9 protein-coding genes are annotated in these 12,267 nt (G+C 60.2%); 4 read left to right on the top strand and 5 right to left on the bottom strand.

Annotated elements, in window-relative coordinates; translation table 11 throughout:
* Positions 1 to 23 precede the first annotated feature (23 nt).
* Complete coding sequence (locus tag GVL50_RS12230; protein WP_159813201.1) at positions 24 to 989, top strand: GTP-binding protein; 966 nt, start codon at positions 24 to 26, stop codon at positions 987 to 989.
* 78 nt (positions 990 to 1,067) lie between these two features.
* On the opposite strand, the gene GVL50_RS12225 is transcribed toward GVL50_RS12230, so the two are convergent.
* Complete coding sequence (locus GVL50_RS12225; protein WP_159813311.1) at positions 1,068 to 1,481, bottom strand: DUF3301 domain-containing protein; 414 nt, start codon at positions 1,479 to 1,481, stop codon at positions 1,068 to 1,070.
* 117 nt (positions 1,482 to 1,598) lie between these two features.
* Here GVL50_RS12225 and pdxY point away from each other — a divergent pair, with 117 nt between their 5' ends.
* A complete protein-coding gene (gene pdxY, locus GVL50_RS12220; protein ID WP_159813199.1) occupies positions 1,599 to 2,471 on the top strand; it encodes a pyridoxal kinase PdxY in 873 nt (290 codons plus the stop codon).
* An 83-nt stretch (positions 2,472 to 2,554) separates the two neighbouring features.
* Here pdxY and GVL50_RS12215 read toward each other — a convergent pair whose 3' ends face one another.
* Complete coding sequence (locus GVL50_RS12215; RefSeq protein WP_003229693.1) at positions 2,555 to 3,037, bottom strand: acyl-CoA thioesterase; 483 nt, start codon at positions 3,035 to 3,037, stop codon at positions 2,555 to 2,557.
* Between the two features lie 279 nt (positions 3,038 to 3,316).
* Between GVL50_RS12215 and GVL50_RS12210 the strand changes: the two genes are divergently transcribed.
* Positions 3,317 to 5,080: a cation:proton antiporter gene (locus tag GVL50_RS12210; RefSeq protein ID WP_053125192.1), complete on the top strand. Its 1,764-nt coding sequence runs from the start codon at positions 3,317 to 3,319 to the stop codon at positions 5,078 to 5,080.
* Between the two features lie 21 nt (positions 5,081 to 5,101).
* Here GVL50_RS12210 and GVL50_RS12205 read toward each other — a convergent pair whose 3' ends face one another.
* The 3 genes from GVL50_RS12205 to uvrD form a co-directional block, all read right to left on the bottom strand.
* Entirely contained in the window at positions 5,102 to 5,509 is a 408-nt protein-coding gene (locus GVL50_RS12205) for an SMI1/KNR4 family protein (protein ID WP_008078852.1), read from the bottom strand.
* 139 nt (positions 5,510 to 5,648) lie between these two features.
* The gene (locus GVL50_RS12200) at positions 5,649 to 6,524 is read right to left on the bottom strand and encodes a Tim44 domain-containing protein (protein ID WP_159813197.1); all 876 of its coding nucleotides are present in this window, start codon (positions 6,522 to 6,524) and stop codon (positions 5,649 to 5,651) included.
* A 309-nt stretch (positions 6,525 to 6,833) separates the two neighbouring features.
* Positions 6,834 to 9,017, bottom strand: coding sequence for a DNA helicase II (gene uvrD, locus GVL50_RS12195; protein ID WP_053125187.1), 2,184 nt, complete (start codon positions 9,015 to 9,017; stop codon positions 6,834 to 6,836).
* A gap of 257 nt (positions 9,018 to 9,274) precedes the next feature.
* Here uvrD and GVL50_RS12190 point away from each other — a divergent pair, with 257 nt between their 5' ends.
* Entirely contained in the window at positions 9,275 to 12,145 is a 2,871-nt protein-coding gene (locus GVL50_RS12190) for a bifunctional diguanylate cyclase/phosphodiesterase (RefSeq protein WP_159813195.1), read from the top strand.
* The last annotated feature ends 122 nt before the right edge of the window (positions 12,146 to 12,267 follow it).

The following is a 12,267-nucleotide window of genomic DNA, read 5'->3' as shown; positions in this document are numbered from 1 at the left end:
ATCTCCCAAGAAAACTCCCGGCCATGTTGCAGAACATTCCTACCCATGTCATTGCTGGCCCTTTGGGCGCCGGCAAGACCAGCCTGATTCGCCAGCTCATGGCCCAGCGGCCAGAGGGCGAGCGTTGGGCAGTGCTGATCAATGAATTCGGCCAGATCGGCCTCGACGCCGCGCTGCTGACCCGCGACGCCGATGGTATCGCACTGGGCGAAGTGGCCGGGGGCTGCTTATGTTGCGTCAATGGCGCGCCGTTTCAGATCGGGCTTGGGCGTTTGTTGCGTAAGGCCAGGCCCGATCGATTGTTTATCGAGCCGTCCGGGCTGGGGCACCCGGCGCAGTTGCTAAAGCAATTGAATGAGGCGCCATGGCTGGGTGTGTTGGCGGTGCAGCCGTGTGTGTTGGTGCTGGATGCTCAGGCGCTTGAGGCGGGGAAAGCGTTGCCGGCGGCGCAGCGGGAAGCGTTGGAAAGCGCAGGCCTGTTGCTGTTGAACAAGGCTGAAAACCTGGATGACACGGCTCGGGCAAGAATCGCCAGCCTATTGCCGGCAGTTCCGTTGATCTGGACGCAACAGGCGCAACTATCGCTCAGCGAACTGCCGGGCCTGGCTGCACAAGCGGTGAGCGGCGTGGATAACCTGGTCGTACCCAAGGGATTAGGGCAGATGCCGGCCGTCTGGAGCGATCCGACGCTGCCGATTTGCCTGAGTCAGGCGCAGGAGGGAGGCTGGAGCATTGGCTGGCGTTGGCATCCGGGGCAGATATTCAGCAAGCAGCGCATTGCTGAGTGGCTGGCCAGCCTCAATTGGCAGCGGGTGAAACTGGTTATCCACAGCGCGGAGGGCTGGGTTTCTGCGAATGCTTTGGATAATGCCGAGTTGAATTGGCAGGTCAGCGAGTGGCGGAGGGATTCGCGGATCGAGCTGATCTTCGGTGAGGTGCTGGATGTTGAGGCGTTGCAGCGGGGGTTGTCGGGGTGTCGGGAGGGGTAGATCAAAAGATCGCAGCCTTCGGCAGCTCCTACAGGGTGTACATAAATCTCATGTAGGAGCTGCCGAAGGCTGCGATCTTTAGGGTTTCCACTTCGTATGTTCCTGCCGCCACTGGCTCAGCTCGATAACTTCCGCCCGCGGCCGCTGCACCTCAACCACCGGCGGCGTATCGTCGAACGGTGCCGGGTAGGGCGCCAGCTCAATCTGCGCACTGTGCGCACCAAACTGGGTAATCGTGCCGTTATGCCGGGATTCGCCAGTCACGGTGAATTCGAAGTTGTAGACCCGCGCCAGCCGTCGGCGACCGTTGGCGTCCTTGATCAAACCGATCTTTTTCAGCGCGACGTTACCGTCCAGCAGCTCGACGCCGACGTTGATGCAATGCTGTTTGACCCGCGCCAGCGCGCGCTCGCGCAAGCCGTGGTTGTGCCACAGCCACGCGCCGGCCACGGCGAACAGCATCAGCACGAAGATGTTTTCGAGGGTCAGCATCAACATCAAACTCCAAAAGATAGCGTCAGCTTAACTGCGTCGCCGGTCTGTCGTACAGGCTGCGTTTCGTCGCATACTGCGCGGCTTGAATTTCAATCGTTTTACGGAATGCCCCGAATGAAACGTACGCCTCATCTGCTCGCCATTCAGTCCCACGTGGTGTTCGGCCACGCCGGCAACAGCGCTGCGGTTTTTCCGATGCAGCGGGTCGGCGTCAACGTCTGGCCGCTGAACACGGTGCAGTTTTCCAACCACACTCAGTATGGCCAGTGGACGGGTGAAGTGCTGGCGCCGCAGCAGATTCCCGAGCTGATCGAAGGCATTGCCGCGATTGGCGAGTTGGGCAACTGCGATGCGGTGCTGTCCGGTTATCTCGGCAGCGCGGCGCAGGGCCGGGCGATTCTCAGCGGCGTAGAGCGCATCAAGTCGGTCAACCCGAAGGCTCTATATCTGTGTGATCCAGTGATGGGCCATCCGGAGAAGGGTTGCAGCGTGCCGACTGAGGTCAGCGACTTCCTGCTGGAAGAGGCGGCAGCCGTAGCCGACATCATGTGCCCTAACCAGTTGGAGCTGGACAGCTTTTCCGGGCGTAAACCGCAGTCGCTGTTTGATTGCCTGGCCATGGCGCGGGCGTTGCTGGCGCGTGGGCCGAAGGCCGTGCTGGTCAAACATCTGGATTATCCGGGCAAACCGGCGGATGGCTTCGAGATGTTGCTGGTGACGGCTGAAGGCAGCTGGCATCTGCGTCGCCCGCTGCTGGCGTTTCCGCGTCAGCCGGTGGGCGTCGGCGATCTGACGTCCGGCCTGTTTCTGGCGCGGGTGCTGTTGGGCGATAGCCTGGTGGCAGCGTTCGAGTTCACGGCGGCGGCGGTGCATGAAGTGTTGCTGGAGACCCAGGCGTGCGCCAGTTACGAGCTGCAGCTGGTGCGGGCGCAGGATCGGATTGCGCATCCGCGGGTGAAGTTTGAGGCGACTGCGATCAGTCTCTAAGACCGAGCCGCCCCATTCGCGAGCAAGCTTTGCTCCTACAGATTTTGACTTTGTAGGAGCTGAGCTTGCTCGCGAAAGCGGTCTCAGGCGTCGCCCTTGATCTCCTGATAACGCTTCTCCAGCTCCTGACGAATCTGCCGACGCTGCTGCGCCTGCATATACCGACGCTTGTCTTCACTGTTCTGCGGTTGCAGCGGCGGCACGGCGGCCGGCTTGCGCTGGTCATCGACCGCGACCATGGTGAAGAAGCAGCTGTTGGTGTGACGCACCGAGCGCTCGCGGATGTTTTCGGTGACGACTTTGATGCCGACTTCCATCGAGGTATTGCCGGTGTAGTTGACCGAGGCGAGGAAGGTCACCAGTTCGCCGACATGGATCGGCTCGCGGAAAATCACCTGATCCACCGACAGGGTCACCACGTAGCGGCCGGCATAGCGGCTCGCGCAGGCATAAGCCACTTCGTCGAGGTATTTGAGCAGGGTGCCGCCGTGGACATTGCCAGAGAAGTTGGCCATGTCGGGGGTCATCAGTACCGTCATCGACAGCTGGGCGTTTCCGGGTTCCATAACGTTCTCACGGATCAAGGCTGAATTCTGGAAGCACCTCTGCGGGTGCCTGGTCGCTTTTCAAAAGCACCGTTATCGGGACGCCGGGCGACGGGCCGCCGTCACGCCGGGATCGATCTGTTTCCATATATTGCACCGCCTTCCAGCCGCAAGTCGCGGTGTTAACCTGCAAAAGCCCCTCTCAAGGGCAATTCCCACACGAAAAGCGGATTTTTACTTCGCTCGCTCAGACTTTTCTGACGTCTGACTGCGAGCCTCGTCCATCAAGGAGCCCACGCCATGCATGCCATCAGTTTTATTCAGGATCTGGCAGTGATCATGTTGGTCGCGGGTGTGGTGACCGTGTTGTTCCACCGCTTCAAGCAACCGGTGGTGCTCGGCTACATCGTCGCCGGTTTCATCATTGGCCCGCACACGCCGCCGTTCGGCCTGATCCACGACGAAGAAACCATCAAGACTCTCGCCGAGCTTGGGGTGATTTTCCTGATGTTCTGCCTCGGGCTGGAGTTCAGCCTGCGCAAGTTGTTCAAGGTCGGCGCGACGGCGTTTATCGCGGCGTTTCTCGAAATCGTCCTGATGATCTGGATCGGTTACGAAATCGGCCGCTGGTTCGACTGGAACACCATGGACTCGCTGTTCCTCGGCGCGATTCTGGCGATCTCCTCGACCACCATCATCGTCAAAGCACTCAATGATCTGAAGATGAAAAACGAGCGCTTTGCGCAGTTGATCTTCGGCGTGCTGATCGTCGAAGACATCCTCGGCATTGGCATCATCGCGCTGCTGTCGAGCATCGCCGTCAGCGGCACAGTCAGCTCCGGCGAAGTGTTCTCCACGGTCGGCAAACTGTCGCTGTTCATGATCGTTGCGCTGGTCATCGGCATCCTGCTGGTGCCGCGCCTGCTGGCTTATGTGGCCAAATTCGAAAGCAACGAAATGCTGCTGATCACCGTGCTCGGCCTGTGTTTCGGCTTCTGCCTGCTGGTGGTCAAACTTGAATACAGCATGGTGCTCGGCGCCTTCCTGATCGGCGCGATCATGGCCGAGTCGCGTCAGTTGCTGAAAATCGAACGGTTGATCGAGCCGGTTCGCGACCTGTTCAGCGCAATCTTCTTCGTCGCCATCGGCCTGATGCTCGACCCGATGATCCTGCTGCAATACGCGTGGCCGATCGCGGTCATTACGGTCGCCGTGGTGCTCGGCAAGATGCTTTCCTGCGGCCTTGGCGCTTTTATCGCTGGCAATGACGGACGCACCTCACTGCGCGTGGGCATGGGTCTTTCACAGATTGGCGAATTTTCCTTCATCATCGCCGCGCTGGGCATGACTTTGCAGGTCACCAGCAACTTCCTCTATCCAGTGGCCGTGGCCGTTTCGGTGATCACCACGTTGCTGACCCCGTACCTGATTCGCGCGGCGGATCCGCTGTCGATCAAGCTGTCGAGCGCGATGCCCAAGCGTCTTGGACGCGTACTGGGGATGTATGGCGAATGGCTGCGCAGCATTCAGCCGCAAGGCGAGGGCGCGATGCTGGCGTCGATTATTCGCAAGATCCTGCTGCAAGTCGGGGTCAATCTGGCGCTGGTGATCGCGATTTTCTTTACCGGCGCATTCTTCGCTGAACGTCTTTCGACCTGGCTGCAGGACTGGATCGCCGATCCTAGCTGGCAGAAGGCGTTGATCTGGGGCGGGGCATTGCTGGTGTCGTTGCCGTTCTTGATCGCCGCGTATCGCAAGCTCAAGGCGCTGTCGATGCTGCTGGCGGAGATGGGCGTGAAACCCGAGATGGCCGGGCGTCACACACAGCGAGTGCGCCGGGTGATCGCCGAAGTGATCCCGATTCTCTCGCTGCTGGTGATTTTCCTGCTGTTGTCAGCCTTGTCGGCCAGTATTTTGCCGACCAACAAGTTGCTGATGCTCATTGCCGTGGTGGCAGCCGCGGTGGCGGCGCTGCTCTGGCGCTGGTTCATCCGCGTGCACACGCGGATGCAGGTGGCGCTGCTGGAAACCCTCGACAACCACAAAGAGTCGTCGGGGCATTGATCGGCCGGGGCGGCTGGCCGATCAGCTTTCCAGCCAGACGTCCCGCGCCCAGTGCCACACCGATTCCCAGGATTCTTCGGTGATCAGCTCTTCTTCGCCGGACCACAGCACCACAGTGCCGTCTTCTTCGACGCAGTAGTAGTTCTCACCGTCCTGGCAGATCGGGATCAGGTCACGCGGTACGCCGATGTCCCACGCATTGGCCGCAACATCCGGCAAATAGGTGTGCGACTGCGGGTCGGTGACAGTTACTGGCTCCAGGCTGCCGTAGACCACATCGCTGACGGTCAGCAAAAATTCTTTGAAGACAAACGGGATGTTGATGAAGAGTTCTTCTTCGACTTCCACCAGTTGGTCTTCGTCAGGCAACTCCAATGGAACCGGTACGGGTTCGTTGGCTTCGCGCAGTTGTTCGATAATTTCTTCCACGTCCGGGATCCTCTTGCTTGAATGGCGCGGTTTATATGGGCCGGTTTATACAGTAGCTCGCTATAGATGCAACCGCGAAATAGAAAACCCCAGCCGAGGCTGGGGTTTTTTATTACAGCAAGTGAACCGCGCGAGGGGATCAGCCGTTCTGGCGGATACCGGCGACCAGCCAAGGCTGGTTCTCGCCCTGCGGACGTTCCATGTTCCAGCTTTCGCTGAACACTTCGCCCTGATCGAAGCGCGAGGACTTCGACACACCGTTGAAGGTCAGGGTGGCGATGGTCTTGTCGGCACGGTCATCCACGCCATCCAGTTGAACCTGGAGGTTGTCGATGTAGGTCGACTGGAACGCGTCGCCCAGATCCGCACGCTCACGCTTGAGGAACTCGAGCATTTGCGGGGTTACGAACTCGGCGATCTTGTCCATTTCGTTGGCGTCCCAGTGCTGCTGCAGCGACTGGAAGTGGCTGCGTGCGGCTTCAAGGAAGCTCTGCTCGTTGAACCAGGCTGGCGCGTTGATCACCGGACGGGCGGCAGCAGGTGCAGCCGAACCACCGAAGATCGAACCCATGCCGGCAGGCTTCTGCTCGAACACTTCACGCTGCATTGGCGCGCCGGCCGGAGCCAGGTGCTCCTGCTGCTTGCGTCGACGTGCGGCGATGAAGCGGAAGATCACGAACGCGATCACGGCCATGATCAGGATGTCGAAGATCTGCATGCCCTGGAAGCCGCCGCCCATGAACATGGAAGCGAGCAGGCCACCGGCAGCGATACCGGCCAGTGGGCCGAGCCATTTCGAAGCACCGCCGGCCTTGGCCGCAGCGCCCGCGGCACCGGCAGCACCAGCGGTCGCCGCAGCGCCGCCCATGCCTGGAGAAGAAGGAGCCATCTGGCTGGTCTGGTGCGACGGCGCAGCGCCGGCGCTTTTGCCACCACCAAAGCGCTTGGCGTTGGCGTCGAGGCTCATCGTCAGGCCGATGCACAACGCCATGGCGATGCTAAGAAAACGTTTCATAAAGGGATTTCCCGTTTGTGGAGACACGCGCGCCATGTTGCACAGCTGAAGTGTTACTGGCTAGCGAGAGAGTGTTTCGGGCTTTTGCCTGACAGGTTGCGTTCAGCTTCGCGAGGCAATCAGCGGATGTACTTTTGGCTGTAGGAAAAGGGGATTGGTTCAGCCGGATTTTGGCTCAAAACATCAAACCCTGTAGGAGCCGAGCTTGCTCGCGAAGGCGGTCTGTCAGTCAACACAACAGTTGAATGTTCCGCCGCTTTCGCGAGCAAGCTCGGCTCCTACAAAGAGCAAAGAGCAATTGAATGGGGCTTAGATAGCTTCCAGCTTGGCGTAACCGAGCATCAGCCACTTGCTGCCTTCGCTGAAATTCACCTGCACCCGTGCCTGCGCACCCGCGCCTTCGAAGTTAAGGATCACGCCCTCACCAAAGATCGAATGGCGTACCGCCTGGCCCAGACTCAACCCGGTTTCCGGAATTTCACTGCCGGCGAACAGGTTGCTGCCGCTCATCGACTGATTGCCGCCGAACGGTCGGCTGACGCTGTTCGACAAACGGACTTCCTGAATCAGACCTTTCGGCACTTCGCGTACGAAACGCGAGACCTTGTTGTAGGTTTCGCTGCCGTACAGGCGTCGGGTTTCAGCGTAGGTCATCACCAGATTCTGCATCGCCCGGGTGATGCCGACGTAAGCCAGACGTCGTTCTTCCTCAAGACGTCCCGGCTCTTCCAGGCTCATCTTGTGCGGGAACAGGCCTTCTTCCATGCCCACGAGGAACACGTAAGGAAATTCCAGGCCTTTGGCGCTGTGCAGCGTCATTAACTGAATGCTGTCTTCGTGCTCGTCAGCCTGAGTGTCGCCGGCCTCCAGCGAAGCGTGGCCGAGGAATGCCGCCAGTGGCGTCAGCTCTTCGTCTTCTTCGTTGTTCTCGAAGTTGCGCGCGGCGCTGACCAATTCCTCAAGGTTTTCTACCCGAGCCTGGCCCTTTTCGCCTTTCTCCGCTTCGTGATAAGCGATGAGGCCGGATTGCTCGATGACGGTTTGCGTCATCAAGTGCAGCGGCATCTCGGCGCACTTGGCGGCGAGGTTCTCGATCAGCTCGATAAACGCGCCCAAAGCTCCCGCCGCACGACCGGTCAGGCCTTTATTAGCGACCAGCAGGCGCATGGCTTCCCACATCGACACATCGCTGTGACGTGCGTGCTCGCGGATGGCTTCGACGGTTTTCTCACCGATGCCACGGGCCGGAACGTTGATCACCCGTTCCAGCGCCGCGTCGTTACCGCGACCTTCGAGCAAACGCAGGTACGCCATGGCGTTCTTGATTTCCGCACGCTCGAAGAAGCGCTGACCGCCATAGATGCGATACGGAATACGCTCGCGCAGCAAGGCTTCTTCCAAAACGCGCGATTGGGCGTTGGAGCGATAGAGAATCGCGATATCGCTACGGGCCAAGCCTGTTTTCAGCGCGCTTTCGATGGTTTCGACAACGTAGCGTGCTTCGTCGTGTTCGTTGAACGCGGCGTACAGATTGATCGCCTCGCCATCGCCGCCGTCCGTCCACAGCTCTTTGCCGAGGCGCCCGGTGTTGTTGGCGATCAAGGCGTTGGCAGCCTTGAGGATGCCGGCGGTGGAGCGGTAGTTCTGCTCGAGACGAATGGTCACCGAATCGGCGAAGTCGGACGAGTACTGATGAATGTTCTCGATCTTCGCGCCGCGCCAGCCGTAAATCGACTGGTCATCGTCGCCGACCACCATCAGGCTGTCGCCGCCCTTGCCGAGCAGGCGCAACCAGGCGTACTGCACGGCGTTGGTGTCCTGGAACTCGTCCACCAGAATATGGCGGAAGCGCTTTTGGTAGTGCGCCAACAGGCCCGGGTGATCGCGCCACAAATCGAGGGCGCGCAGCAGCAATTCGGAGAAGTCGATAACACCCGCGCGCAGGCACGCCGCCTCGTAGGCTTCGTAAATGCTGCGCATGGTCGCCAGGTACAAATCGCCGCTGGCCTGAATGTGTTGCGGCCGCAGACCTTCGTCTTTCTGGCCGTTGATGAACCATTGCGCCTGACGGGCCGGCCAGCGTTGCTCGTCGAGACCCAGCTCGCGGATCACCCGCTTGACCAGCCGTTGCTGGTCGTCGCTGTCGAGAATCTGGAAGGTCTGGCTCAAGCCCGCTTCCTGCCAGTGCGCCCGCAACAAGCGGTGCGCCAGGCCGTGGAAGGTGCCGACCCACATGCCGGCCGGGTTGATCCCCAGCAACTGCTCGATGCGGTGACGCATCTCGGCAGCGGCCTTGTTGGTGAAGGTCACCGACAGAATGGAGTGGGGCGAGGCGTTTTCGACCTGGATCAACCAGGCGATACGGTGCACCAGCACTCGGGTTTTACCGGAGCCAGCACCGGCCAGGACCAACTGACGGCCAACGGAGGCTGCTACAGCCTGACGTTGGGCATCGTTGAGGGAGTTCAGCAGAAGGGAGAGATCATCGCGCATCGGGGCATTCTAGGGTGCGCCGCAGGCCCGGGCAAACCGAGCTTTGCATTAGCCGATGAAAGTGCTGCCAATGACGACCGGTCGGTCACCGGCGACAGCCGTTGGCCCGCTTGGCTCTACGGGTTTCAACGGTGCCTGAGGGGGGAAAAGTTTTGCGCAAATTATGATCTGGCGTGGTTTGGCAAGTTGATCGGCTTGTGTATGCTCCGTCCACGTTTCGGGCGCACGCCCTCCTTATAAGAACAAGAACGTTGCCCATGACCCTCAGCTCCGAACTGTCGGGCCCCTCTGTGGAACCCCGGGTTATCCGCAAGCACTACGCCACCGAGATGGCGGTCGAGCGCACGCGCCTGCTGTATCAGGGTTCTTTATTGCCCACGCTGTTCATGTTGATCAATGGTCTGGTCTGCGCCGGTTTGCTCTGGAGCCCGCAGCGCTACTTCGTGGTCAGTATTTGGCTGGTGTGGTTGCTGTCGCTGGTCGCCCTGCGGGTGATCCAAGTGGCCGCGTTCGATTCCGCCATTCCCAACCGACAGGCGCAGCCGATCTGGCGCCGAATGTTCCTGCTCGGCTCAACGATGACCGGCCTGACGCTCGCCGGTGCCGGCATCGCTCTGGTGCCCGCCGACAACTTCATGCAGCAAGCCTGGGTGTTCGGCCTGATTGGCGCCGCGACGTTGTCAGCCAGTGTCGCGTATGCGGTGAGTCTGCCCGCATTTTTGTCCTTCACCTTGCCGTGTCTGTTGCCAGCGATCGGCTATCTGTTTTGGGGCGGCGACGAGCAGGCGCGCGGTTGGGGCTGGCTCGGGTTGATCTTGCTCGGCTCGCTGAGTGTGGTGGCGTGGCAGGTCAATCGGCTGATCGATCGCGGCTTGCTGCGGCGCTTTCAGAATCAGCACCTCATTGAACACCTGCAACAGACCCAATCCCGTAGCGAGCAACTCAATCAGGAACTGGCCAAGGAGATCGACCACCGGCGCTGTGCCGAGGGCAAGTTGCGTGAAGCCCAGGTCGCCCTTGAGGATCGTGTTGCCCAGCGCAGCCGCGAACTGGACGCCGCCAATCAGGCCCTGAGCAAAAGCGAAGCGCGGCTGGCGCTGGCGTTGAAAGCCAGTGAGCTGGGGTTGTGGGACTGGAACCTGCAAACCGACGAAGTCCATCACACGCAGATTCAGGAACTGTTCGGCCTCGCCCCGGAATACGTCACGGCGCTGCTGCGCGATCTCAAACCGCGATTGCACCCCGAGGACGTGCCGAACCTCAAACTCGCGCTGACCGAACATTTAAAGGGCCGTACCGAGGATTATCAGATCGAGTACCGCGTGCGTCACGGCGACGGTCATTGGGTGTGGATCGAAGACCGTGGCCGCGCGGTGGAGCGCAGTGACAGCGGACGCGTAATCCGCATGGTCGGCACCCGCCGCGACATCAGCGTCAGTAAAAGCCTCGAAGAACAGCAACGACTGGCGGCGACGGTTTTTGAAGCGGCCAGCGAAGGCATCGTCATTCTCGATCCGAACTACGCACTGATCGCGATCAATCAGGCGTTCAGTCGTGTCACCGGTTACGACATCGATGACATGCTCGGGCGCAACGTCGTCGAACTGCCGTGCAGCCGCGATGCGCGCCGGCATTACGTCGCGATCCGCCATGCACTGGAGCAGCACGGCAGTTGGCAGGGTGAGTTGGTCGAGACGCGCAAGAACGGCGAGCTGTATCCGCAGTGGCTGCAATTGAATGCGGTGCGCGACAGTCGCGGTAATGTCAGCCATATCGTCGGCTTCTTCGCCGATCTCTCCGCGCGACGCGAATCCGAAGAGCGCATGCGTTACCTGACCCATTACGACGAACTCACCGGGCTCGCCAATCGCTCACTCTTCCGTGAACGTCTGCACGAAGCGCATCAGCGTTCACGTCAGGGTCGGCGCAGTCTGGCGTTGCTGCACATCAATCTGGATCGCTTCAAATTGCTCAACGACAGTCTCGGCCATGAAGTCGCTGACCAGTTGTTGCAGAAGATGGCGCGGCGGCTGGTCAACGCGTTGCCGGAGGCCGACACCATTGCGCGTTTGTCCGGCGATGAATTTGCGGTGCTGTTCGACGCTTACGGCAACTTGTCGAGTCTGGCACGGGTCGCTACGCGATTGTCGGCCAAGCTGCGTTTGCCGCTGACGGTTGAAGGGCATGAACTGGTGGTCAGCGCCTCGATGGGCATCAGCATGCTGCCGGACAACGCGCGGGAAATTTCCGCGCTGGTCAGTCAATCGAACATGGCCATGCAACACGCCAAACACCTCGGCGGCAACAACTTCCAGTTCTACACCGAGAGCCTGCAGGCCAGCACCCTCGAGCGCTTGCAGCTGGAAAACCAGTTGCGCAAAGCCATCGAAGACAAGCAGCTCAAAGTGTTTTACCAGCCGAAGCTGTGCCTCGAATCAGGTCGCTTGAACGCGGCGGAAGCGCTGGTGCGCTGGGATCACCCGACCATGGGCCGGGTGCCGCCGGGGGATTTTATCGGGCTGGCCGAGGAAACCGGGTTGATCGGGCCGATCGGCGAATTCGTCCTGCGTCAGGCTTGCTGGCAGGCGTGCGAATGGCAGCGGCAAGGGCTGGAGCCGATCCGCGTTTCGGTGAACCTCTCGGTGCATCAATTGCGTCAGGGCAAACTGGTCAGTCTGGTGCGTCAGGTGCTGGAGGAAACCGGTCTGGCGCCGCACTACCTCGAACTGGAACTGACCGAAAGCCAGTTGCTCGACAGCGTCGAACACATCATCGCGACCTTCCAGCAACTGCGCGATCTGGGCGTGAAACTGGCGATCGACGACTTCGGCACCGGCTATTCGTCACTGAGTTATCTCAAGCGTATTCCGGTGGATTACGTGAAGATCGATCAGGCGTTCATACGCGGATTGGGCGAGGGCAGTGAGGATGCGGCGATTACCCGCGCGATCATCGCCATGGCCCACGGGCTGTCGCTGAAAGTGGTCGCGGAGGGCGTTGAACGGCAGGATCAGCTGGAATTTTTACGCGCCGAACGTTGCGATGAGGTGCAGGGCTATCTGATCAGTCGTCCGGTGGAGGCTGCCGGTCTGGCCGGGCTTTTGCGCAATCAGGAAAAACCGCTTTAAGGGCTACATGCACCCCATCGCGCCTGATATGGGGACATGGAGTTACGCATTGAGCAGGCAAAAAGCCAATTCATGTAGTATAACTACAAGCGTGCTACATCCTTGCCCATAAGAAGAGTCCA

This window comes from Pseudomonas sp. 18058, from assembly GCF_902706155.1.
GTDB lineage: Bacteria > Pseudomonadota > Gammaproteobacteria > Pseudomonadales > Pseudomonadaceae > Aquipseudomonas > Aquipseudomonas rustica.
The sequence above is the reverse complement of the archived record's forward strand: the minus strand, read 5'-3'. Positions and strand labels throughout refer to the sequence as shown.

Excerpts from the sequence above, each read along its gene's own strand:
- GVL50_RS12230 (WP_159813201.1), top strand. The coding sequence starts at position 24 with ATGTTGCAGAACATTCCTACCCATGTCATTGCTGGCCCTTTGGGCGCC.
- GVL50_RS12200 (WP_159813197.1), bottom strand. The coding sequence starts at position 6,524 with ATGAAACGTTTTCTTAGCATCGCCATGGCGTTGTGCATCGGCCTGACG.
- GVL50_RS12210 (WP_053125192.1), top strand. The coding sequence starts at position 3,317 with ATGCATGCCATCAGTTTTATTCAGGATCTGGCAGTGATCATGTTGGTC.
- GVL50_RS12190 (WP_159813195.1), top strand. The coding sequence starts at position 9,275 with ATGACCCTCAGCTCCGAACTGTCGGGCCCCTCTGTGGAACCCCGGGTT.
- pdxY (WP_159813199.1), top strand. The coding sequence starts at position 1,599 with ATGAAACGTACGCCTCATCTGCTCGCCATTCAGTCCCACGTGGTGTTC.
- GVL50_RS12215 (WP_003229693.1), bottom strand. The coding sequence starts at position 3,037 with ATGGAACCCGGAAACGCCCAGCTGTCGATGACGGTACTGATGACCCCC.
- uvrD (WP_053125187.1), bottom strand. The coding sequence starts at position 9,017 with ATGCGCGATGATCTCTCCCTTCTGCTGAACTCCCTCAACGATGCCCAA.
- GVL50_RS12225 (WP_159813311.1), bottom strand. The coding sequence starts at position 1,481 with ATGCTGACCCTCGAAAACATCTTCGTGCTGATGCTGTTCGCCGTGGCC.